The sequence below is a fragment of the Hydrogenophaga sp. genome, assembly GCF_018780075.1.
Classification (GTDB): Bacteria; Pseudomonadota; Gammaproteobacteria; order Burkholderiales; family Burkholderiaceae_C; genus Hydrogenophaga.
The window spans coordinates 1,050-24,824 of record NZ_JADMKB010000055.1; the positions used below are offsets into that span (position 1 = coordinate 1,050).

Annotated in this window: 20 protein-coding genes and 1 pseudogene; 17 read left to right on the plus strand and 4 right to left on the minus strand. The window is 66.4% G+C overall.

Annotation, left to right across the window (positions count from 1 at the left end; translation table 11 throughout):
- Positions 1-1,266 (minus strand): xanthine dehydrogenase small subunit (gene xdhA / locus IV088_RS11660; RefSeq protein ID WP_291101997.1); only part of this gene is annotated, 1,266 nt, incomplete at its 3' end.
- A 95-nt stretch (positions 1,267-1,361) separates the two neighbouring features.
- Here xdhA and IV088_RS11665 point away from each other — a divergent pair.
- From IV088_RS11665 to IV088_RS11735, 15 genes and pseudogenes are all read left to right on the plus strand, one after another.
- On the plus strand, positions 1,362-2,315 hold the full coding sequence (locus tag IV088_RS11665) for a LysR family transcriptional regulator (RefSeq protein WP_291101998.1): 954 nt from the start codon (positions 1,362-1,364) through the stop codon (positions 2,313-2,315).
- A 25-nt stretch (positions 2,316-2,340) separates the two neighbouring features.
- Positions 2,341-3,882 carry an ABC transporter ATP-binding protein gene (locus tag IV088_RS11670; RefSeq protein ID WP_291101999.1) on the plus strand — a complete coding sequence of 514 codons (1,542 nt, stop codon included), beginning with the start codon at positions 2,341-2,343 and terminating at the stop codon, positions 3,880-3,882.
- The gene (locus IV088_RS11675; protein WP_291102000.1) at positions 3,869-4,924 is read left to right on the plus strand and encodes an ABC transporter permease; all 1,056 of its coding nucleotides are present in this window, start codon (positions 3,869-3,871) and stop codon (positions 4,922-4,924) included. The genes IV088_RS11670 and IV088_RS11675 overlap by 14 nt, the downstream gene beginning before the upstream one ends.
- A gap of 12 nt (positions 4,925-4,936) precedes the next feature.
- Positions 4,937-5,857, plus strand: coding sequence for an ABC transporter permease (locus IV088_RS11680; protein ID WP_291102001.1), 921 nt, complete (start codon positions 4,937-4,939; stop codon positions 5,855-5,857).
- 167 nt (positions 5,858-6,024) lie between these two features.
- Positions 6,025-7,179 carry a BMP family ABC transporter substrate-binding protein gene (locus tag IV088_RS11685; protein WP_291102003.1) on the plus strand — a complete coding sequence of 385 codons (1,155 nt, stop codon included), beginning with the start codon at positions 6,025-6,027 and terminating at the stop codon, positions 7,177-7,179.
- A 154-nt stretch (positions 7,180-7,333) separates the two neighbouring features.
- Positions 7,334-8,401, plus strand: coding sequence for an aromatic ring-hydroxylating dioxygenase subunit alpha (locus IV088_RS11690; RefSeq protein WP_291102005.1), 1,068 nt, complete (start codon positions 7,334-7,336; stop codon positions 8,399-8,401).
- A gap of 214 nt (positions 8,402-8,615) precedes the next feature.
- The gene (locus IV088_RS11695; protein ID WP_291102006.1) at positions 8,616-9,173 is read left to right on the plus strand and encodes a sigma-70 family RNA polymerase sigma factor; all 558 of its coding nucleotides are present in this window, start codon (positions 8,616-8,618) and stop codon (positions 9,171-9,173) included.
- Positions 9,174-9,252: 79 nt separating this feature from the next.
- Positions 9,253-10,320: a FecR family protein gene (locus IV088_RS11700; protein WP_291102007.1), complete on the plus strand. Its 1,068-nt coding sequence runs from the start codon at positions 9,253-9,255 to the stop codon at positions 10,318-10,320.
- A gap of 126 nt (positions 10,321-10,446) precedes the next feature.
- On the plus strand, positions 10,447-12,840 hold the full coding sequence (locus tag IV088_RS11705; RefSeq protein WP_291102008.1) for a TonB-dependent siderophore receptor: 2,394 nt from the start codon (positions 10,447-10,449) through the stop codon (positions 12,838-12,840).
- 67 nt (positions 12,841-12,907) lie between these two features.
- A complete protein-coding gene (locus IV088_RS11710) occupies positions 12,908-14,221 on the plus strand; it encodes a SidA/IucD/PvdA family monooxygenase (RefSeq protein ID WP_291102009.1) in 1,314 nt (437 codons plus the stop codon).
- Between the two features lie 10 nt (positions 14,222-14,231).
- A complete protein-coding gene (locus IV088_RS11715) occupies positions 14,232-15,470 on the plus strand; it encodes an MFS transporter (protein ID WP_291102010.1) in 1,239 nt (412 codons plus the stop codon).
- Complete coding sequence (locus tag IV088_RS11720; RefSeq protein ID WP_291102011.1) at positions 15,460-16,065, plus strand: GNAT family N-acetyltransferase; 606 nt, start codon at positions 15,460-15,462, stop codon at positions 16,063-16,065. The genes IV088_RS11715 and IV088_RS11720 overlap by 11 nt, the downstream gene beginning before the upstream one ends.
- Positions 16,062-17,939, plus strand: a complete 1,878-nt coding sequence (locus tag IV088_RS11725) for an IucA/IucC family siderophore biosynthesis protein (protein ID WP_291102012.1) — start codon at positions 16,062-16,064, stop codon at positions 17,937-17,939. The genes IV088_RS11720 and IV088_RS11725 overlap by 4 nt, the downstream gene beginning before the upstream one ends.
- Entirely contained in the window at positions 17,936-18,763 is an 828-nt protein-coding gene (locus IV088_RS11730; RefSeq protein WP_291102013.1) for a siderophore ferric iron reductase, read from the plus strand. Before IV088_RS11725 ends, IV088_RS11730 begins: the two co-directional genes overlap by 4 nt.
- Before the next feature lie 72 nt (positions 18,764-18,835).
- Positions 18,836-19,972, plus strand: a pseudogene (locus IV088_RS11735) (aromatic ring-hydroxylating dioxygenase subunit alpha); the annotation flags it as partial.
- 21 nt (positions 19,973-19,993) lie between these two features.
- Here IV088_RS11735 and IV088_RS11740 read toward each other — a convergent pair.
- The 3 genes from IV088_RS11740 to IV088_RS11750 are packed head-to-tail and all read right to left on the minus strand — an operon-like array spanning position 19,994 to position 21,335.
- Positions 19,994-20,401: a hypothetical protein gene (locus IV088_RS11740; RefSeq protein WP_291102015.1), complete on the minus strand. Its 408-nt coding sequence runs from the start codon at positions 20,399-20,401 to the stop codon at positions 19,994-19,996.
- Entirely contained in the window at positions 20,398-20,949 is a 552-nt protein-coding gene (locus IV088_RS11745; RefSeq protein WP_291102017.1) for a TetR/AcrR family transcriptional regulator, read from the minus strand. Before IV088_RS11745 ends, IV088_RS11740 begins: the two co-directional genes overlap by 4 nt.
- A 2-nt stretch (positions 20,950-20,951) precedes the next feature.
- A complete protein-coding gene (locus IV088_RS11750) occupies positions 20,952-21,335 on the minus strand; it encodes a DUF6463 family protein (RefSeq protein WP_291102018.1) in 384 nt (127 codons plus the stop codon).
- Between the two features lie 136 nt (positions 21,336-21,471).
- Here IV088_RS11750 and IV088_RS11755 point away from each other — a divergent pair, with 136 nt between their 5' ends.
- A complete protein-coding gene (locus IV088_RS11755) occupies positions 21,472-22,479 on the plus strand; it encodes an adenosine deaminase (RefSeq protein WP_291102020.1) in 1,008 nt (335 codons plus the stop codon).
- Positions 22,480-22,568: 89 nt separating this feature from the next.
- Positions 22,569-23,678, plus strand: a complete 1,110-nt coding sequence (locus IV088_RS11760; RefSeq protein ID WP_291102022.1) for a BMP family ABC transporter substrate-binding protein — start codon at positions 22,569-22,571, stop codon at positions 23,676-23,678.
- The last annotated feature ends 97 nt before the right edge of the window (positions 23,679-23,775 follow it).

Genomic DNA, 23,775 nt, shown 5'->3' on the forward strand with positions numbered 1-23,775 from the left:
CGGGGTGGCGGCCACGCCGCCGGCGCCGATGGAGACCTGTTGCACCACGCCGGCCTTGACCGTCATCTGGATGGCGAGGCAGACGGCGGAGATGTCGTCGTCGAAACGTTTGCTGATCTTGTAGATTTTTTCCAGCGCATGCCCGTTCGGCCGCGGCACCTTGATCCAGCACAGCAGTTCGTCGGGCCGCATCACGTTCGTGCGGTAGCCGGTGTAGAGGTCTTCCAGCCGCAGCTCGCGGTGGGCGATCCCGCCGCCGGCCTTGGTCTTCTTCCATCGCATCAGCACCACGCTGGCGCCCAGGGCGATCAGCAGCGGCATGGAGTCGCCAATGGGCGAGCCGTTGGCCACGTTGCCGCCCAGCGTGCCGGAATTGCGCACCGGCAGGCCGGCAAAGCGCTGGCCGAAGGTCTGCAACTGCGGCCGCTCCTTCACGAGCGCGGCGAAGGCATCGGTCAGCGTGACCGCGGCGCCGATGGCGATGTGCTGCGGGTAGGTCTCGACGCGCTGCAGTTCGCGCGCCGCCGTCACGTCCAGCACCTGCGCAAAGCGCTTGTGCTGCTTGGTGACCCAGAGGCCGACGTCGGTGGTGCCGGCCACCACCTGGGCCTGGGGGTGGGCGGCGCGGGCTTGCAGCAGGGCGTTCAGGCTGCGGGGCCGCAGGTAGGGCGCATCCGCGTCGGCCTTGGGTTTCAGCGCCTTGAGCGCCGCCACCGTGGCCGCTTCGTCCACCGCGCAGCCGGCGGGCAGGGGCAGGGCGCCCATCTGTTGCGCCGCGTCGAGGATGGGCCGGTAGCCGGTGCAGCGGCACAGGTTGCCCGACAGGTCCACCTGGGCCTGTTCTCGGGTGACGCCCTGGCCGCCGCTCGTGTTCTGGTACAGGCCGAACAGGCTCATGACAAAGCCGGGCGTGCAGAAGCCGCATTGCGAACCGTGGCACCGGACCATGGCTTCCTGGCTGGGATGCAGCTCGCCCGAGGGCGCCGCGATGTCCTCGGCGGTGAACACCGCCATGCCGTCCACCGAATGGGCCAGCCGGATGCAGCTGTTGATGGCTTTGTATTGCAGTTTCCCGTCGACCACCTCGCCCAGCACGACGGTGCAGGCGCCACAGTCGCCCTCGCCGCAGCCTTCCTTGGTGGCACTCAGGTGCAGGTCGTCGCGCAGCAGCTCCAGCAGGGTGCGGTCGGGTGCTACATTGCCGACCGCCACGGTCTGGCCTCGGCGCAGGAATCTCAGGGTTTGTCCGGGTATTTCAGGCTTCATGCGCGGCAGCTTAGCGCCAGCCGGCATGGCACGGCATATGCTCTGACGTATGGTCAGAATGCTTCAGGTGCCATTTCCACGCGTCCCCACCGGGTATGAAATACATGTCCATGTTCGACAAGATTGACTTGCACCTGATTCGCGTCCTGCACACGGTCCTGACCGAGCGCAGCGTGTCGCGTGCGGCACTGAAGTTGGGCATGTACCAGCCGGCGGTCAGCGCCGCCCTCAAACGCTTGCGCGAACTGGCCGGCGATCCGCTGCTGGTGCGTTCGGGCTCGGGCATGATGCCCACCGCCGCCGGCCTGCGCATGGTGGAGCCGGCGGCCGAAATCCTGCTCAGTGCAGAAGTGCTCTTTTCCGACGCCCGCAGCTTCGACCCCACCACCGCCCGCCACACCTTCAGCGTCGCCGCCAGCGACTACCTGGACCCGCAGTTCCTGCCGCAGCTGGTGATCCAGCTCAAGGCGCAGGCGCCGAACTGCCCGATCGAGATCCACCCCCTTTCGGCCGACGGCGATTACCGCACCCACCTGGCGCAGGGGCATGTGGACGTGGTGATCGGCAACTGGCCCAAGCCGCCGGGCGACCTGCACCTGGGCCGGCTGTTCGGCGACCAGATCGTCAGCCTGGTCTCGATCCAGCACCCGGCGGTGCGCCGCGGCTGGGACGAAGCCGCCTGGCTGGCGGCCGAACACATCGCCCCCACGCCCATGCACCCCGGCGCGCGCGGCGCGATCGACGACTTCCTCTCCAGCCGCGGCATCTCGCGCAACATCGTGGCGCGCTGTCCGCATTTCGGCCTGATCCCGGCCATGGTGGCCGGCAGCCTGCTGGTGCTGACCACCGGCCGCCATTACGCCGAGCGGTTCGTGGACCAGCTGCCGGTCAAGGTGCTGCCCTGTCCGATCGAGTTTCCGCGGCTGCTGTATTACCAGCTCTGGCACGAGCGCACCCATGCCTCGCTGGCCGGCCGCTGGCTGCGCGAGCAGATCAAGTCGGTGGCGGCCTCGCTGCGCCCGGCCGAAGCCCAGGACGCGGTGGCCTGAATAACCCGACCAGCAGGAGACCGACTTGACGACCCCCCGATTGCAACTGAACGGCATCACCAAACGCTACCCCGGCGTGGTGGCCAACAGCAACGTGTCCCTGTCCGTTGCGCCCGGTGAAATCCACGCCGTGCTGGGCGAAAACGGCGCCGGCAAGTCCACGCTGATGAAGATCATCTACGGCTCGGTCAAGCCCGACGAGGGTTCGGTCATGTTCAACGGCCGGCCGGTGCACGTGCGCAACCCGCAGGAAGCGCGGGCGCTGGGCATCAGCATGGTGTTCCAGCACTTCAGCCTGTTTGATACCTTGACCGTGGCCGAAAACGTGTGGCTGGGCCTGGACAAGTCGCTGACCCTGCCCGAGGTCAGTGCGAGCATCACCGCCAAGGCAGCCGAATATGGGCTCGACATCGACCCCGCCCGCCCGGTGCACACGCTGAGCGTGGGCGAGATGCAGCGGGTGGAGATCATCCGCGCGCTCTTGACGAACCCGCAGCTGCTGATCCTCGACGAACCGACCTCGGTGCTCACGCCCCAGGCGGTGGAGAAGCTCTTCATCGTGCTCAACAAGCTGGCGGCCGAGGGCTGCAGCATCCTGTACATCAGCCACAAGCTGCACGAGATCCGCGAGCTGTGCACGGCTTGCACGGTGTTGCGCGGTGGCAAGGTGACCGGCGTGTGCGACCCGCGCGAAGAAAGCAACGCCTCGCTCTCGCGCCTGATGATCGGCGCCGAGCCGCCCGCGCTGAACGTGCGCGCGCTCAAGGCCGGTGCCACGGTGCTGGCCGTGAGCGGCTTGACGCTGGCCAGCGGCGACCCGTTCGGCACCGACCTGCACGACATCGCCCTCAACGTGCGCAGCGGCGAGGTGGTGGGCATTGCCGGCGTGTCGGGCAACGGCCAGAGCGAGCTGCTCTACGCGCTCTCGGGCGAAGACACCCACGCCCCGGCGGGCAGCATCCGCGTGGGCGGGCAGGACGCCTCGCGCTTCGGCCCGGGCAAGCGCCGCGCGCTGGGCCTGCATTTCGTGCCCGAAGAGCGGCTGGGCCGCGGGGCCGTGCCCACGCTCTCGCTGGCGCACAACCTGCTGCTCTCGCGCCGCGACACGCTGGGGGCGGGTGGCTGGCTGCGTCTCGGCGCCCTCAAGGCCCAGGCGACCGACATCATCCAACGCTACAACGTCAAGGCCAACGGGCCGGACGCGGCGGCCAAGTCGCTCTCGGGTGGCAACCTGCAGAAGTTCATCGTCGGCCGGGAGATCGAGGCCAAACCGAAATTGCTGATCGTGAGCCAGCCGACCTGGGGCGTGGACGTGGGCGCCTCGGCCCAGATCCGCGGCGAGATCCTGGCGCTGCGCGACGCGGGTTGTGCGGTGCTGGTGGTGAGCGAAGAGCTGGACGAACTGTTCGAGATCAGCGACCGCCTGCACGTGATTGCCAAGGGGCGGCTCTCGCCCAGCCTGAACCGGGCCGATGCCACCATCGAACGCATTGGCGAGTGGATGTCCGGTCTGTGGGACACCACAGGAAATAACAAAAACAAGGAGACCGCCCATGCTGCGGCTTGAAGTCCGACCCCAACCGTCGGCGCGCTGGGGCTACGCCTCGCCGCTGCTGGCGCTGGCGATCACCGTGGTGATCGGTGTGATCCTGTTTGCGCTGCTGGGCAAAGACCCGGTGCGCGGCCTGCAGGTCTTTTTCTGGGAGCCGCTCAAAAGCGCCTACGCGCTCTCGGAGCTGATGGTCAAGGCCACGCCACTGCTGATCATCGCGCTCGGGCTGGCGGTCTGTTTCCGCTCCAACGTGTGGAACATCGGTGCCGAGGGTCAGTTCGTGATCGGCGCGGTGTTCGCGGCCGGCGTGGCGCTGCTGGCCGGGCCCGACACCGGGCGCTGGATCGTGGTCGCCATCCTGCTCGCGGGCGTGCTGGGGGGCATGTTCTGGGCCGGCATCACCGCGCTGCTGCGCGACCGCTTCAACGCCAACGAAATCCTGGTCAGCCTGATGCTGGTCTACGTCGCGATCCAGGTGCTGAACTTCCTGGTCTACGGCCCCTGGAAGGACCCGCTGGGCTACAACTTTCCGCAGACCAAAACCTTCGACGCCGTCACCCAGATCCCCAAGCTGATGCAGGGCTCGCGCGTCAACGTCGGCCTGCTGCTGGCGCTGGCCGGCGTGGCCGCGGTCTGGGTGTTTCTGTTCCGCACCTACGCCGGTTTCGCCCAACTGGTGGGCGGCTTGGCGCCCGCCGCCGCGCGCTACGCCGGCTTCTCCTCACGCAAGGCGCTGTGGATCGCGCTGCTCACCTCGGGCGGCGCCGCCGGTCTGGCCGGTGCGCTGGAGGTGGCCGGGCCGATCGGCCAGCTCACGCCCTACGTGCCGGCGGGCTACGGCTTCGCCGCCATCATCGTGGCCTATGTGGGTCGGCTGCACCCGGTGGGCATCGTGTTCTCGGCCATCCTCATGAGCATGTTCTACATCGGCGGCGAACTGGCGCAGTCGCGCATGGGCCTGCCCAAGTCGATCACCGGGGTGTTCCAGGGCCTGCTGCTGTTTGCGCTGCTGGCGTGTGACACCCTCATCGCGTATCGCCTTGTCTGGAAGAAGTGAGGAACGACCACCATGGAATCCATTGCCCTCCTCATCGGCGCCTCGCTCAACGCGGGCACCGTGCTGGCCATCGCTTCGCTGGGCCTGCTGATCAACGAAAAAGCCGGCATCGTCAACCTCGGCGCCGAGGGCCTGATGCTCTGTGCGGCGCTGGCCGGCTTTGCCACCGTGGTGCACACCGGCAGCACCGTCGCCGGCTTTGCCGCCGGCATGGCGGTGGGCGCCTTGCTGGCCGGGGTGTTCGGTGTGCTGGTGATCTGGCTCAACACCAACCAGTACGCCACGGGGCTGGCGCTGTCGCTGTTTGGCGCGGGGTTTTCGGCCTTCGCGGGCACCAGCTACGTGCAGGCCAAGCTGCCGTCGCTGCCGCCGTTCACCATTCCGGTGCTGGCCGACATCCCGCTGCTCGGCCCCATGTTGTTCCGCCACCATCCCATGGTCTATGTGTGCGTGGGGCTGGTGCTGGGCCTGATCTGGTTTCTCTACCGCACGCGCGCCGGCCTGGTGCTGCGCAGCGTGGGCGAGAGCCCGGAGTCGGCCCACGCGCTGGGCTATCCGGTGCGCCGCATCCGCCTCATGGCCGTGATGGCCGGCGGCGCGCTCTGTGGTCTGGCCGGGGCCTACGTCTCCACCGTGTACACGCCGCTGTGGGTGGAGGGCATGATCGCCGGCAAGGGCTGGATCGCGCTGGCGCTCACCACCTTCGCCACCTGGCGACCGGCACGCGTGTTGCTTGGTGCGTACCTGTTCGGCTTCGTGACCATGCTGCAGTTTCACCTGCAGGGCATCGGCGTCAACGTGCCCAGCCAGTTCCTGACCATGATGCCGTACCTGGCCACCATCGTGGTGCTGGTGCTGATCTCGCGCAACCCGAGCTGGATCCGCATCAACATGCCGACGAGCATCGGTAAACCCTTTTACCCGGGCGCATGATGAAGCTCCCCCTGCGCCGCCTTCGGCGTCACCCCCCAGGGGGCGACACCAGCCGTCCTGCAAAGCCGGCCCGGCGGTGTCCCCGGAGGGGTGGGCCTGCGCATAGACTCGTGTTTCAATCCCATTTGTTGTTTCGTTTTCTTTAACCCACCCACCAAGAGGTTTCCATGACAGAACTGAGCAAACGTTCCCTGATCAAGGCCTTCGCGCTGACCGCGCTGGCCAGCGCCGCCCTGATCGGCTGCGGCAAGAAGGAAGAAGCGGCTGCCCCGGCCGCAGCGCCCGCACCGGCGCCCGCCGCTGCCGAAGCCCCCAAGGCCGAGCCGCTGAAGATCGCGTTTGCCTATGTGGGCCCGGTGGGTGACGGTGGCTGGACCTTTGCCCACGACAACGCCCGCAAGGCGGTCGAGGCCGAGTTCGGCGACAAGATCGTGACCAGCTTCGTCGAAGGCGTGCCCGAAGGCCCCGACGCCGAGCGCGTGATCCGCGACATGGCCACCCAGGGCAACAAGCTGATCTTCGGCACCACCTTCGGCTACATGGAGCCCATGCTCAAGGTGGCGCCCGATTTCAAGGACGTGAAGTTCGAGCACGCCACCGGCTACAAGACGGCCGAGAACATGCGCACCTACGACAGCCGCACCTACGAAGGCGCGTACATGGCGGGCGTGATCGCGGGTTCCATGACCAAGACCAACACCCTGGGTGTCGTGGCCTCGATCCCAATCCCTGAAGTGATCCGCAACATCAACAGCTTCACGCTGGGGGCGCAGTCGGTCAACCCCAAGGTCAAGACCAAGGTGGTCTGGGTCAACGGCTGGTTCGACCCACCGAAGGAAACCGAAGCCGCGACCTCGCTGATCAACGGCGGCGCCGACGTGCTGATGCAGAACACCGATTCGTCCGCCGTGCTGCAGACCGCCGAAGAACTGGGCAAGCGCGCCTTCGGCTGGGATTCCGACATGACCGCCTACGGCCCCAAGGCCCACCTGGGTTCGGCCGTCATCAACTGGGCGCCGTACTACATCAAGGCCACCAAGGACGCGCTGGAAGGCACCTGGTCCACCGGTGGCGTGTGGTGGGGCGTGAAGGAGGGTGCGATCGACATGGTCTCTGTGGCCGCAGACGTGCCTGCTGAAGTCAAGGCCAAGGTCGACACCATCCGCGCCGGCTTGAAGGACGGCAGCTTCTCCATCTGGAAGGGCCCGATCGTGGGTCAGGACGGCAAGGAAGTGCTGGCCAAGGACGTGGTCGCCGACGACAAGTTCCTGGGCGGCGTGAAGTTCTATGTGAAGGGCGTTGAAGGCAAGGTGCCGAACTGAGGCCCCCCCCGCGCCGCTTCGCGTCACCCCCCGAGGGGGCGATGCGAGTGGCCCGGCAAAGCCGGTTCCACCGCATCCTGGGGCGAAGACATGCGCGCCGGAGACCATCGCCGCTGCCTTCCCGCAGCGGCGTTTTTCTTTGAGGGCACAGCACATGATCGAGAAACAACTCTGGCACCCGGTGGTGGCGTCCATGCACCTGCGGGACGAGCCGGCGGCGGTGGACCTGCTGGGCCAGCCGCTGGTGCTCTGGCGCGAACCGGCGCACGACCATGGGCACGACGCCGTGGTGCACGCCTGGGCCGACCGCTGTCCGCACCGGGGCGCGAAGCTCTCGCTGGGCCGGGTGCTCAACCACCTGCACGGCGCGCGGCTGGAGTGCCCTTACCACGGCTGGCAGTTCGCGGGCGACGTGGCGGCCCGTTCGGCGCACGGTGAAGCGGTGGCGGTCGGTCGTTGTGCCCATGTGCCGGCGTCGCCCACGTTCGAGCCGCCGGCGTCCCACTGTGCGACGGCGTTTGAAGCGGTGGAACGCCACGGCCTGGTGTGGGTGCGGCTGGAGCGCCCGGACCGCACCCGTGTGCCCGCCGCTCTCGCCGAACCGCCGGTGTTCGAGCCCTGGACCGATCCTGTCTGGCGCCAGCTGGTCTGCGGTCCATACGAGGTGCAGACCAGCGCGCCGCGCCTGGTGGAAAACTTCCTCGACCTGAGCCACTTCGGCTTCGTGCACGAGGGCTGGCTCGGCGCGCGCAGCCACGCTCAGGTGGACACCGGCCGGGTGGAAGAGGGCGAGGGTGGCGTGGCGGTGCGCGACTGCAAGGCTTGGCAGCCCAAGGGCTACGCCGGCGCCGAAGAGGGCGGCTGGGTCGCCTACCGGTACGAGGTGCCCCACCCCTACACGGCCATCCTGCGCAAGGACGCGGCCGAGGGCGACCCGGTGAGCAACGCCATCGCGCTCTTCATCCGCCCCGATGGCGCCGAGGCCTGCACCGCCTGGTTCGCCATGGCCACGCTCGGCGACCTGTCGGACGATGAAGAACTGCGCGCCTTCCAGGACGCTGTGTTCGCGCAGGACCGGCCCATCGTCGAATCGCAGCAACCCAAGACCCTGCCCATCGGCCAACACAGCGAGGCCCGCGAAGTGCACGGCCCGGCCGACCGCATGTCGAGCGCCTACCGCCGCTACCTGGCCCGTCTGGGCGTCTCGCTGGGGGTGTGCTGACGGTCCTGAAAACCGGGCGCCCGCCACCGGGCGGCTTCGGTCGGCAGGCACCTGCTGGGCCGGTGCGTCTGGACGCCAAGCAGGGCCCCCGTGCCGTCGGTTGGGTGTATTTGATAATAATTCGCATTTAGAATGTGGCGCTTCACCAAGCCCCTCCACATCCCGACGTCGCGCGTTGACGGGATGCCGTCATCTCACTGGCCTTCACCCACCCGTGCTTGAGCGCTACTACCAAGAGCTGCTGAATTTCTGTTCTCGCACGGTGCGCAGTCGCGAGGCTGCGGTCGACGTCGTGCAGGAGACGTATGCGCGCGTCCTGGCGCTTCAGCATGCCGGCCAGTCCGTGCCGGAGCCCCGGGCGTTGCTGTACCGCACGGCGCGCAACCTCCAGATCGACCTGCACCGCCGCAGCGAGGTGCGCGGCGAGACCAGGCACCCGGATGCGGAAGCTGCGGCTGCCGAGCTCGACGAGCTTGCGGCACCTCAAGCCTGCGAACCCGATGTGGCCGCCGCTTCGACACAGGGCGTCAACGCGCTTCTGGCCACCATCGACGCCTTGCCGCTGCGCTGCCGGGAGGCTTTCATCCTCCACAAGTTCGACGGACTGCCGCACGCGGAAGTGGCCGAGCAGATGGGCATCTCGCGCAAGATGGTCGAACAGCATGTCAAGCTGGCCATGGACGCCTGCAGGCGTTGCAAGGCGGCGCTGGACGGCACGGCCGAGGCCACGGCCGTGCCGACGCTTCGGCGAAGAAAGTCAGCCCGCGAATGAATGGGCCTGTTCCTCTGGTTGCCCGGCATGGGGTTTGGGTTCTTCGGCGCGTCTACATCCAAGAGCCGAACACCACGCCATGAATTCCCCACAGCCAGCCCCAACGCCAGCCAGCGCTTCCACAGAGACCGACGATGTGGCGCTGGACTGGTTCGTGCGACGTGCCGGCGGGCCGCTCGACGCTGCGGACGAGGCGGCCCTTCGGTCCTGGCTGGCGGCGGACCGTGCCCATGCGGCGGCGTTCGCGCGGTATCAAGCGGACTGGCGCCTCCTCGATGCGTCGCCCGCGGACGGTGTGCGCACGCTGAGGCAGAACCTGGCTGACGACAAGGCTGCATCGGCCTCCACCGCGCCGCGCCCGCGCGCCTGGTGGCGTGGCTGGTCTTTGTGGGTGCCGCAGGCGGCGATGGCCGGTGTGGCGTTCACGGTGGCCTGTGGGAGCTACCTGGCCTGGAACCATTGGTTGCAGCAACCGGTGTTCACGCAGCAATTTGCCACCGGGCGGGGGCAGCAGCTGGAGGTGACCCTGCCAGAGGGCAGCCGCCTGCGACTGGACACGCTCACCCGAGCCGATGTGGCGATGTACCACGAGCGGCGCGAGGTTCGACTGCCGCAGGGACAGGCCGTGTTCCAGGTCCGGGGTGATCCGGAGCGTCCCCTGGATGTGCTGGCGGGTCCGTTGCGCATCACGGTCGTCGGCACCCGGTTTTCGGTGCGTTACACGCCCGACGTGCCTGGCCACGCAGGGGTCCACGTGGCCGTGGAAGAAGGACGCGTGCGGGTGGCGCGCGCAGCGCGGTCCGACGGCGGTGAATCGCCTGTCGAACTGGTCGCTGGGCAGCAAATTGCCAGCGACATGGCGGGCTTGCTGGGGGACGTGTCCTCGGTACCCGTTGCGGGCATCGCGCCGTGGCGCGAGAGCCGCGTCAGTTTTGACGATGTGCGGCTGGACCAGGCGCTGGCGGAGTTCGAGCGCTACGGTCCGGTTCATTTGACCGTGCGTGAGCCCGCCGTCGCCGCGCTGCGCGTGACAGGCACCTTTGACCCGCGCCGGCCGGACAACTTCGCCGGTCTCCTGCCGAGGGTTCTGCCCGTGCTGCTGCGCGAGCGAGACGGCGGGGTCGAGGTCGTTCACGCCGCTCGATAGCCGGCGGTCGGCGGGCCCACCTTCCCTGCGGCCCATTTTTTTGCAACACCCGACATAGGGTTTCGCGAACCCGTTGCGTCTACATGAGAAGGATTCTTATTCAAAACTCTCTCGGAGATCGCACGCATGCCCCGTTCACGCATCCACCTGCCTTCGATGGCCCTGGCGTTGGCCCTCGGAAGCCCGGTGGTCCATTCCCAGGACCCCGGCAACACGCGGGCCTCCACACCCGTGCAGATCCAAGTCGCGGTCCAGCCCCTGGCCCAGGCGCTCAATGACCTGGCGCAGCAGGCCCGGCTCGAACTGATGGTCCAGCCGGCGCTGGTGGCGGGCAAGACGGCGCCGGAAGTGTCCGGCCGCCTGACGCCTCAAGCCGCGCTGGACCAGCTGCTGGCGGGCAGCGGTTTGGTGGCGACGATGGAGCGAGGTGTCTTTGTGGTCGGGGCCGTCCCTGCGAGGTCGGACGCAGTGAGCCTGCCCACGGTGATCGTGCGGGCCGGCGCTGAGCAGGAAACCGCCACGGGTGCGGGGGTCGGCTACATCGCCCGGCGCAGCGCTTCGGGGTCCAAAACCGACACCCCCATCGCCGAGACGCCCCAGTCCATTTCGGTGGTGACCAAGCAGCAGCTCGAAGACCAGAAACCACGCAGCATCCCCGAGGCGCTCAACTACTCGCCCGGCGTTTTCACCGGTCTCGTGGGCGCATCCAACCGCTACGACTATGTGGCCCTTCGTGGCTTCAAGGACAGCAGCGTGGACAGCACCCAGCTGGACGGTCTGCGCATGCTCAGCGATCAGGGCAGCTACACGTCCATGCAGGTCGATCCCTTTTTCCTGGAGCGCATCGACGTGGTGCGAGGGCCTGCTTCCGTGCTGTACGGGCGCGCGTCGCCAGGTGGCCTGGTGGCGCTCACGAGCGCCACGCCGCAGTACCAGCCGTTCCGCCAGATTCAGCTCACCACCGGGAACCGACATCGGCAAGAGGGCGCGATCGATCTCTCGGGGCCGGTCGACAAAGAAGGTGTGATGGCCTTCCGGGTATCAGGACTGGTGCGCTCGCTGGATTCACAGTTCAACACCGTCAAGGAGCAGCGCCGGGCGCTGGCCGCGTCGCTGGAGGTCAACCCCTCGGACGCCACCAAGGTGCTGCTCCAGGCCTACGTGCAGGATGATCCTGAAGGCAGCTACCACAGCGGTGTCCCGGCGGACGCCAGCCTCAACGCCAGCCACAACGGTCGCCTGATCTCCCGGTACTTCTTTGATGGCGATCCAAGCGTCGAAAAATTCCAGCGCCAGCAGCGCTTCCTGGGCTACCAGCTGGAACACGCCTTCAACGACCAATGGAAGTTCCGGCAGAACTTCCGCAATGTCTCGGCCGACACCACGCTTCGGCAGATCTACGGCTACGGCTGGGCCAGCGCCACCGAACTGACCCGCTACTACTCAGGCGCAGATGAGTCGACCCGCGGCAACACCATCGACAACCAGCTGGAGGGCCACTTCCAGACAGGCCCGCTCAAGCACACCCTGCTGACCGGGCTGGACCATCAGAAGCGCCGGGTGACCGGGCATTGGGAATCGGGCAGTGCGTTGCCCATCAACGTGCTCAATCCCAGCTACGGTGCGCCGGGCTTGACCGGTGTGACCAGCGATCCGATTGATCGCCGTCTTGAGCAGACAGGCCTCTACCTGCAGAACCAGACGGCGCTGGACCGCTGGCGGCTCACGCTGGGAGGCCGCGTGGACGAGGCCAAAGTGTCCAACCAGATGGGTACCGGCGATCCGGCCCAGTGGAGTGGATCCCAGTTCACCAAGCGAGCCGGTGTGGTGTACCTGCTCGACAACGGCGTTGCACCGTATGCGGGCTATTCGGATGGCTTCAACCCGAGCCTGCGCAGTGACCAGCAAGGCAACAACCTGCCGCCCGCTGAAACCAGGCAGGTGGAAGTGGGCGTGCGTTACCAGCCCAAGGATTCGAGCACCCTGCTGTCTGCGGCGGTGTACGACCTGACCCAAAAGAATGTGGCCACCCGTCCCGTGGGCGTTTTCTACTTCGAGCCCACGGGCAAGGTGCGCTCAAGGGGGCTGGAACTGGAGGCGCGCTCGCGGGTGAGCAAAACAACGTCGGTGCTGGCGAGCTACACCTTCACCGACATGAAGTTCGTCGAGTCATCGGATGGCTTCACAGGCAACACACCCTACCAGGCGCCCCGTCACATGGCCTCGATCTGGGGCGACTGGAACGTCATGCCGGGCTACACCATGGGTGCCGGGGCGCGCCATGTCGGCTCCAGCTGGGTCGACAACGCCAACAGCCTCAAGGTGCCTTCGCACACGCTGGTGGACCTGATGTTTCGCGTCGACCTGGCGCAATGGAGCCCCTCGCTCAAGGGCGCCAACCTGCGCCTGAGCGTCAACAACCTGTTCGACAAGGCCTATGTGGCGTCGTGCTACAGCCAGCAGTACTGCTATTGGGGTGACGCGCGCAGCACCACCGCGACCGTGACCTATGAGTGGTAGTCGCTCGCCTCGGCCAGACCTTCACGTGCCGCCCACCAGCGCGCCAGTTCATCGGGAGTTGTTTGCAGTGAACAAGACCATCCATGACTTTGTGGCGATCGGGCTCGGACCTTTCAATCTGAGCCTGGCGTGTCTCACGGAGCCCCTCGCCGACGTGAAGGCGGTCTTTCTGGAGCGAAGTGCGGAGTTCAACTGGCATCCCGGCATGCTGATCGACGACACCACACTCCAGAACCCTTTCCTGGCCGATCTGGTCAGCATGGCGGACCCCACAAGTGGCTTCAGTTTTCTGAACCATTGCAAGGAAGAGGGCAAGCTCTATTCGTACTACTTCCGCGAGAGCTTCTACCTGACGCGGGCCGAGTACAACGCCTACTGCCGTTGGGCGGCGGCGCGCCTGACCAAGGCGCGCTTCGAGTGCGACGTTCAAGCGCTGGCCCACGACCCCGACCAGGGCTGCTACGTGGTCACCGGCGTGCAGGGACCACAACGTGAACCGTTCCAGATGCGCTGTCGAAAGCTCGTGCTGGGCGTGGGCTCCAAGCCGCTGCTGCCCCCGTTCTGCGAGCCCGATGGCCATCGCTACCTGCACACGGCCGACTACATCACGAGCAAGGCGCAACTGCAGAAAAAGCGCTCCATCACCATCGTCGGCAGTGGTCAAAGTGCGGCCGAGGTGTATCACGACCTGCTCAAGGAAGCCGACGAGCACGGCTACCACCTGACCTGGATCACGCGCTCCCCGCGCTTCTTCCAGATGGAGACCACCAAGCTCACGCTGGAGATGTTTTCCCCGGACTACATCGATTACTTCTACCACCTGGGCGATGGCCAGAAGGAGCGCATCGTCCGAGCGCAGGACAGCCTCTACAAGGGCGTCAACGCCAGCCTCATCAACCGGATCTACGACCTGCTGGACGACCGGCGCAAGCAGGGGAGGTTGCGCACGCACCTTCTCACCAACTGTGAGCTGCAGGCATGCCGCCACGACGCCAGCGAAGGACGGTACGACATCGAGTTCCAGCAACTCGACTGCGAGAAGCGCTACGCCCATCGCAGCGAGGGCTTGATCTTTGCCACCGGCTACCGGGAAAACATCCCGCCCTTCGTCGAAGGCATACGGCACAGGCTGCACTGGGACGAGCGGGGCCGCTACCGGCTGGCGCGCAACTACGCCGCCGACGTCAACGGCAACGAGATCTTTGTGCAGAACGCCGGACAACACACCCACGGCATGACCAACCAGGACCTGGGCATGAGCTGCTACCGCAACTCCTACATCCTGCGCGAGCTCACGGGGGTGGAGCACTACAAGATCGAGCGTCGCGTCGCGATCCAGGATTTCGCGGTGCCGTCCACCGCGGACTTCGTCCTGCTCTGAGGCGCACGGCATGCATCTGAGAGTTCACATCATCACGATGACGGTGTTGGCGGTCATCAGCGACGCCATCCTCATCCCTTTCTATCCCCAGTTTTTCAGCGCACGCTACGGCATCGAGAGCCCCGTGCACGTGGGCGCCTATGTGGCCGCCATCTCCATCGCCGTCATGTGCACGCTGCCCTTCTGGGCACGCGTGGCGCGCCGGGTCGAACCTGTGCATCTGCTGGTCTACACCCAGTTTGCGGCGGGCACCTTCAGTCTGCTGAGCGACTGGGCGCCCACCGTGGAGACCTATTGGGTGCTCTCGATGCTGATGTTCATGTGCAAAAGCAGCTATTTGCTGATGTACCCGTACCTGATGCGCCTGACCCCCAAGGAGCAGCACGCGGCCACCATCGGCATCTTGTCGGTGGTGGTGCATTTCGGCGCCATCTTCGGGGCGGTGGTGGGCGGATTCGTGCTGCAGACCTGGGGGCCGCGCGCCAGCATCCTGGCCATGGCCGCAGGGGACTACTTCCAGATGGTGGTCTGCCTCTACCTGATCCTCAGTGGCAAGTTCGTGCGCGTCAACACCGGCGAGCACGCGCAGACGGAGGCCGCCGAAGCACGCCGCGATGGGTTGCTGACCCGCTTGCCCATCCTGAAGCTGGCCCTGGTGATGCTGATGTTCGACTTCAGTGCTTACCTGATCCGCCCGTTCTTCGCCCTGTATTGGCAGGCGGTGACCGGCAACGACAGCGAGCTGGTTTCCGGCATGGCCTTCGCCATTCCGGGCGTGGTGGCCATCGTGGCGCTGCGCCTGCACGCCTGGATCCGGGCGCGCGGCGGTCACCTGCCCGACCACACGGTGGGCAACCTGCTGCTGGGCGCGGCCGGCCTGTTGCTGCATGCGGCGTCCGATCCCGTGCTGATCGTGTTGGGGCGCGTGCTGTACGGCTGGGCCTTCTTCCAGATCATCGTCAAGCTGGAAGTCAACCTGTTCCGCCTGTCCACGCCGCAGCGCTATGCGAACGACTACGCCATCACCAACTTCTTTCAGAACCTGGGCGTGCTGTTGTCCTCGTTCGCGGCCGGCGCCATCGTCAAGCAACACGGGCTCCATGTGCCCTTCTGGCTGGCGGCCGCCGGCTTCGTGCTCACCGCGCTGCTGGACCGCCTGATTCTCAAGGTGCCCAGCGCCGGTCACATCGCACCAGGCACCCAGCCAGCCCATCCACCGCCCCTGGAGGAACCCGCCCATGTCCACTGACGCGATCCACCGCCGCGCCAGCGCGCTTCACCGCCCCCACCGCGACGAGGCAGGCTTCGTATTCCGGCCGCTGCGCATTCCTGAAGACATTCCGATGTTGCACCGCTGGTTCATCCAGCCGCGCGCCGCCTTCTGGCTGATGCAGGACAAGACCGAATCGGAAGTGGGTGAGGCTTACCAGCGCCTGATGGATTCCGGCGCCGCCACCGCCTACATCGGATGGCACGGGGACCGGCCGGCGTTCCTCGCCGAGTGCTACGACCCGGCGCAGGACCGCATCCGCGCGTTCTACAAGGTGCGGCCCGGTGACCTGGGCATGCACATCTTCATCGGGCCACCAACCCGGCACGTTGCCGGCTTCTCACGCACCGTGTTCCACGCCCTGATGCGCTTCATGTTCGAGCACCTCGGTGCGCAACGCATCGTGGTGGAGCCCGACGCCACCAACCACAAGGTTCACGCCTTGAACCGCTCGGCAGGTTTTGTCTACGACCGGGATGTCGCCTTCCCCGAGAAGATCGCCAGCCTTGCCTTTTGCACCCGACGAGATTTTCAACAGGCCACGGCCGCCACGCAGGAGGACCTCCATTCATGAACGTCACCATCGCCCATCAGCTCGCACACAACCCGGCGCATTTCGCCTCCCACCTGAACCCGGAGGCCTGGGCACAGGCCAACCGCCTGCTGCTGCGAAAAGCCATCGCGGAATATGCCCACGAGTTGATCGTCGAACCCGAGCAGCTGCGTCCTGCTCGGGCTGGTTTTTCGCTGTACCAACTCTTCTCGGACGACGGCACCGCCCGCTACCAGTTCGAGGCCCAGCGCCTGGCGCTGCGCCATTGGCACATCAAGCCGGAAACCATCCGCAAGCAGGTCAACGGCGCGGATCGGCCGCTGGACGCGCTGCAGTTCATCATCGAATGCCGCCAGCGCCTGGGGATTCGCGAGGACCTGCTGCCCATCTACCTCGACGAGATCAGCAGCACCTTGTTCGGCAGCGCCTTCAAGCGCATGAAGGCCGACGCGCCCAGCAGCGCCCAGCTGGCCGACGCCACCGACTTCCAGACCATTGAGGTTGCCATGACCGAAGGCCACCCGGGCTTCGTCGCCAACAATGGGCGGCTCGGCTTCACGGCCGCTGACTACCGCGCCTATGCGCCGGAGGCGGGCTCGGAAATCCGTTTGATCTGGCTGGCCGTGCACAAGGACCATGCCGCCTTTTCCAGTATCTCCACGCTCAGCTATGAGCAACTGCTGGCCGAAGAGCTTGGGCATGCGACGGTGGATGGTTTTGTCCGCGAGGTGGCTGCACTGGGCGTGGACCCGGCCGACTACCACTTCATGCCAGCCCATCCCTGGCAGTGGTTCAACAAGCTGTCGATTGCGTTTGCCGGTTATGTGGCCCAGCGCAAGATCATCTGCCTGGCCTACAGCCAGGACCACTACATCGCCCAGCAGTCGATCCGCACCTTCTTCAACACCAGCGACCGCAGCAAACGCTACGTCAAGACGTCGCTGTCTATCCTGAACATGGGCTTCATGCGCGGTCTGTCTCCCTACTACATGTCGGGCACGCCGGCCATCAACGAGTTCATCAAGGAGCTGGTCACCGGTGATGCCTTCCTGCGCGCGAACGGCTTCACCATTCTTCAGGAGGTGGCCTCCATTGGTTTTCGCAACCACCACTACGAGGCTGCGATTCCGGTCGACACGCCCTACAAGAAGATGTTCTCTGCGTTGTGGCGGGAAAACCCGCTGCCGCTCCTTCAACCGGGCGAGCGCCTGATGACCATGGCCGCGCTGCTGCATGTCGACAAAGACGGTCACGCCCTGTTGCCCGAGCTGATCCGCCGGTCCGGTCTGGGTACCGTCGCCTGGCTGCAGCGCTACCTGGCGGCTTACCTGACGCCGCTGCTGCACTGCTTCTACAAGTACGAGCTGACCTTCATGCCACACGGCGAAAACCTGATCCTGGTGCTCGACCAACACGTGCCGGTGCGGGCCATCATGAAGGACATCGCCGAAGAATGCGCCATCCTCGACATCGGGGCCAAGGCCTGGCTGCCGGAGCGCGTGCAACGCCTGGCCGTGGCCGTTCCCGACCACTTCAAGCTGCTGGGCATCTTCATCGACGTGTTTGACGGCGTGCTGCGCCACATCAACCAGGTGCTGGTGGACAACGCCTGCTGCAGCGAAGAGGACTTCTGGCGCGCGGTGGCGGACTGCGTTTCCGACTACCAGGACGCCCACCCGGAACTGGAGGAGAAGTTCGCGCACCACGACATGTTCGTGCCGGAGTTCCTGCATTCCTGCCTGAACCGCCTGCAGCTCGGCAACAACGTTCAGATGGTCAATCTGTCTGACCCGGCTTCCAGTTTGAAGATGGCCGGCAACCTTGTGAATCCGATTGCCGGGTTTCGGCGACGCGCCGCCGCGCGGATCGAACCCATCGAAGAAAGCCTGGCATGAGCCTGGACATGCGGGCAGGGGACGCGATGCCGGACGGTGCATCGAGCCCTGCGTGGTCGTTTGCACCCAATGCCGACCTTGCCCGCGTGTTGCAACTGGCCGCACGCATCGCGCCCGCGCTGCGGGGCGTGCAGGGCAACGCGCCGCTGCCCGGTGCGTTGCGCCATGACGATGTGACGGCGGCCCGGCCGGGCGCGCTTCAGGCGCTGTGCAACCACTGGGCACGGTCGTACCCGGAAGCCGGCGCGCACTATGTGGCGCTGCGCTGTTGGGGGTTGGCGATCTGGCAACCGATTTATCTCTGCGTGATGGCCGCGCACCTCGACACGCATGTGCCCAGGCTGGCCGGCTTGGCGCAGCCCGTGGTGAACGGGTTTCCCTGCGGCTTCCAGTTGCCGGTCCATGCGCCCGCGCGGGGTTCGTCGCTGCCGTCTCGCATCCGCCTGGCGGCGGACGAGTTGCGTGGTCTGTGCCAGCCCATGCGCGCGGCGCTGATGCCGCTCGTGGCTCTGCACGCCCGCGCCGCCGACCGATTGCAGGCAGAGTGTGTATTGGGTGCGCTGCTGCTCGTGCACCGCAGCACGCCGGGTCTGCACGACGCGCATGAGGTTGTTTCGTTGGGAGAGCACTGGCTGGTGCAGCTCGGCATTCCCGGTGGCTGCGGGTTTTTTGCCTACCGGGCCCGTGACGGGACGCCCGCGCTCGCCCTGGACCGCAAGGTGTGCTGTCACCACTTTCGCCGCCATGACGGTGAGCCATGCAGCACCTGCCCCAAGCTCCCGATCGACAAGCGCATCGCCCGATTGCAGGCTGATCCTTCGTAGTCGGGACCATTGATTCCGCGTTGTGGCCGTGCTTGTCGAGCCGGTGTGCATCGCCACGCCCTGGAGAGTTCCATGAACGACATCGCGCGCCTGGCGCATGTGCTTCCGGCGTCCCCTCAGTTGCCAGTGGGGGCCTACTTTGACGAGGTCCTGTTTGCGCATGAGCAGGCGTTGATCTTCAACCGGTCCGCCCGCTATGTGGGCCATGAACAGGCCGTTCCGCAGGTGGGCGACTGGCACCGGCTCGTGCAGGAAGACGGCGGCCGCGTCCTGGTGCGCAACCCGCAGGGGGTGGAGCTGATCTCCAATGTCTGCCGGCATCGCCAGGCGCTGATCCTGGGCGGGGAGCCCGGTAACGTGGCAGGGGCCGCCAATGCCAAGGGCAACCTGGCAGCCGCAGGCGGGCACATCGTCTGTCCGCTGCATCGGTGGACCTACAACGATCGGGGCGAGTTGCTGGGTGCGCCGCGGTTTGCAGCCAACCCCTGCAAGAACCTGGAGCGGTTTCCGCTGCGCAACTGCCACGGATTGTTGTTCGAAGGGGCACGCGATCCGGCGAGGGACATGGCCCGCCTGTTCGAGCGGCCCGAGTTCGACTTCTCGGGTTTCGTGCTCGATCACGTGGAAATCCACCAGTGCAACTACAACTGGAAGACCTTCATCGAGGTCTACCTGGAGGACTACCACGTCGCCCCGTTTCATCCCGGCCTGGGCAGCTTTGTCAGTTGCGACGACCTGAGCTGGGATTTCGCCGACTGGTACAGCATGCAGCGCGTCGGCGTGCACGATGCATTGAATTCGCCCGGTTCGGACATTTACAGCGCCTGGCACGACCGCCTGTTGAGCTACCGAACCGGCGCGCCCCCCGATATCGGTGCGGTGTGGGTCACCTACTTTCCCACCCACATGATCGAGCTGTACCCGCACGTGGTGGTGTTGTCCACGCTCTATCCCAAGGGGCCACAGGACACCGTCAATGTGGTGGAGTTCCATTACCCGGAAGACATCGTCGCCTTCGAGCGCGAGTTCATCGAGGCACACCGAGCGGCCTATATGGAAACGGCCAGGGAAGACGATGAGATCGCTGAGCGCATGGACGCCGGTCGCCGCGCACTGCTCGCGCGAGGCGCCTCTGACGTGGGGCCTTATCAGTCGCCCCTGGAGGACGGCATGCGGCATTTCCATGAGTGGTATCGCCGCACCATGGGGGTTTCATGCCCAGGCTCGCACCTAGGCGGTGGCGCGCAGCGCCCAGAAGTGGACGAGCGCGTACAAGCCGCAGATCAGCGATGAACCTAGCATGAAGGGCGTGCGCATCGCCGCCATCCAGGGCGCCAGCCCCAACACCGCAACAGTGCGAACGGCATAGACACCGGTGATCGCCCACACCACCTCGCGGCGCCACGGCAGCGCGTCGCAGCACCCGTCCAGCGACAGTGTGTAGAGCCCACAACCTGCCAGCGCCAAGGCGATGCCCGCTGTGAGCAACGCGGGTCCGGGGCGGCCTTGCTCGGCCCACCGCGCCATGCGCTCCCCGGCGCCAAAGAACCGGTACCAGGCCGGGCCGCCGACGATGATGGCGATGTGCAAGGCAGCGGCCAGAAAGTCCAGGCCAGCGGCCCACACCGAAGGGGTCATGGCCGCATCCCCTGGGTCGAGAGCAGCAGGTACAGGGTGTGATCCATCTGAATCGCGTCCTCGGGCGTGACCAGGGTCGGCAGGTGCTGGATGCCGATCAGTTGCGCGTAGCCCATCCTGGCCATCAGACGGGCCTGGGCTGGTGCCGCCCCCATGCCCTGCGCGAGGTCCGTCAGGTAGGCGATGCGCTGGGCGTCGACGGCCTGCACCGTGGCGGCCACCTCGGGGTGGCTGTTGCCCCATGCCCGCAGGGCCACTTCGGGTTTCATGTCTTTGCTGAACACCAGCTGGCTCAGGCGCTCGCTGCGCAAGCGCGGGTCGTCGAGCCCGGCCACCGCGTCAATGAGCTGCTGCGTGTAGGTGTTTTTCCAGTGGGCGAGCAGGGCGGTCACGTAGGCGGGCTGGCTGGCGAAGTGGTGATAGAACGACCCCTTGGTCACGCCCAGCGCGTGGCACAGGGTGTCGATCCGGAGCTGCTGCGGACCGCCATCGCCGACCAGATGCAGGCCTTTTTCCAGCCAGTCGTTGCGGGTGAGGGGCGGGGCCATGTTCAGGCGGCGCTCTGGGGCTGGCGGGGCGGCCAGGCCATGCGCAGGCCCAGCGCGACGAACAGCCAGGCACCCGAGACGGGCAGCACATAGGCCACGAGCAGGCCCATGAGCAACAGCGCCCAGCCCAGCGAGGCCGGTGCTGTGCCCAGACGGTCCAGCCATTGCTGCGTCAGCCAGCCCAGCAACACCCATGAAACGCCCGCCACCTGAAACCACAGGGCCGCGAACCGGTCCATGTGCATCACGCCCGAGCGCTCAATGCTGTGCCACCAGCCGGCCTCGCTCCACGCCGCCAGGATGCCCCAGCTGAGCAGCAGGCCGATCACGCAATGGATCAGGCCGATGGCCACGAGCAGCCAGCCGCCTCGTCGGTATGCCCACATGAAAACCTCCGTTTGATGGAATGAGAAGGCAAAACATACCATACGGTATGGTATTTTTGAAGGTGTTTCTCAAAGAGCTGCTCAAAGGTCCCTGCGTATCATGTGCGGCAGTACCTTTCCAGAGAGCCGCCCCGCCATGAACGCCATCGAACTCGCCCGCGCCATCCCCAAGGCCGAGCTGCACATCCACATCGAGGGCTCCCTGGAGCCCGAGCTGATCTTCGAGCTGGCGCAGCGCAACGGTGTGCGCCTGCCGTATGCCAGCGTGGAGGCCCTGCGCGCGGCCTACGCCTTCACCGACCTGCAGAGCTTTCTCGACATCTACTACGCCGGTGCCAGCGTGCTGCTGAAGGCCCAGGATTTCCACGACATGGCCTGGGCCTACTTCCTGCGCGCGAAGGCGGACAACGTGATCCACACCGAGCTGTTCTTCGACCCGCAGACCCACACGGCGCGCGGCGTGCCCATGGGCACGGTGATCGAAGGCCTCTCGGGTGCCTGCAAGAGGGCCGAGGCGGAACTGGGCATCAGCTCGGCGCTGATCCTGTGCTTCCTGCGCCACCTGAGCGAGGAAGACGCTTTCGCCACGCTGGAGGCCGCGTTGCCGTACCGCGAGCACTTCATTGGCGTCGGGCTGGATTCCAGCGAGATGGGTCACCCGCCGGAGAAGTTCGAGCGCGTGTTCGCGCGCTGCCGCGAGCTGGGCCTGCACCTGGTGGCGCACGCGGGCGAAGAGGGACCGCCCGAGTACATGTGGCAGGCCATCGACCTGCTCAAGGTGCAGCGCATCGACCACGGCGTGGCCGCCCTGCAGGACCCGCTGCTCATGGCCGAGCTGGCCCACACCCGCCTGCCGCTCACGGTGTGCCCGTTGTCCAATCTCAAGCTTTGTGTGGTGAACGACCTGCGCGACCACCCGCTGAAGCAGATGCTCGACGCCGGCCTGTGCGTGACCATCAACTCCGACGACCCGGCCTACTTCGGTGGCTACATGAATGCCAACTTCGAGCAGACCACGCAGGCGCTGGCGCTGAGCCGGGATGACGTGATCGCGCTGGCGGGCAACAGCTTCGAAGCCAGCTTCATCAGCGCCGAGCGGCGCGCGGAATGCCGGGCGGCCTTGAGCAGGGCGGCGGCGGACTGAACCCCGGGCGGTAGAATCGACACCTCAGCGAGCCGGTGCTTCCCCGGCTCGCTTTTTTTGTCCAACCGGAAGCCATGTCGAGGAACACCATGTACAAAAACCTCGTGGCCCGGCGCGCCTGCGCCTTGGCGGTCACCTGCTTTTTCTTCTCTTTTTCATTTACCGCCCAGGCCCAGACGGCCGCCCCGGCGGGCGCACCGCTCAAGGCCGCGTTCGTCTATGTGGCGCCGCTCACCGAGGCCGGCTGGGTGCGCCAGCACGACCAGGGCCGCAAGGCCGTGGAGGCCGCGTTGCCCGGCAAGGTGACCACCACCTACGTGGAAAACGTGGCCGAAGGACCGGACGCCGAACGCGTGATCCGCGACCTGGCGATGCAGGGTCATCAGATCATCTTCACCCCCAGCTTCGGCTACATGGAGCCCACGCTCAAGGTGGCGCGCGAGTTCCCGGGCGTGAAGTTCGAGTCCGTGACCGGCTACAAGACGGCGCCCAACGTGGCCACGTCCAATGCGCGCTACTACGAAGGCCGCTACCTCGCCGGCATCGCCGCCGGGCGCCTGGCCACGCAGGCCGGTTACGTGGCGGGTTTCCCGATCCCCGAAGTGGTGCAAGGCATCAACGCCTTCACGCTGGGCATGCGTTCGGTGAACCCCAAGGCCACGGTGCGCGTGGTCTGGCTCGGTGAGTGGTTCAACCCCACGCGCGAACGCGACGCCGCGATGTCGCTCATGAACCAGGGCGCCGAGGTGCTGGCCTTCCACACCGGTTCGAATGCCGTGATGGTGGCCGCGCAGGAGCGTGGCAAGCTGGCCGTGGCCTACCACTCGGACATGCGCAAGGTGGCGCCCGACGCGCAGATCGCCGCCGTGACCCACCTCTGGGGCGACTACTACACCCGCCGTGTCCAGGCGGTGATCGACGGGCGCTGGAAGAGCGAGAGCGTCTGGGGTGGTGTGAAGGACGGCATGATCCGCGTCGATGCCTTTGGCAGCAAGGTGCCGGCTGCGGTGCAGGCCGAGGTGCAGAAGCGCCAGGCCGACATGGCCGCTGGCAAGCTGGCGGTGTTCACGGGCGGCAAGGCCGGTGTGCAGGACAACGCCGGTCAGCCGGCGATCCCTGCCGGCAAGGCCCTGAGCGACGCCGACATCCTCGGCATGAACTGGCTGGCCGAGGGCGTGATCGGCCAGATCACGCGCTGAAACCGGCCGCGGGAGGTGGCGTGATTTGTGTCACGCCGCATGGGGACTATTGGCCCACCGGTATACGGGTGCCGGGTGACGCGGCTAAGCTCGGCCG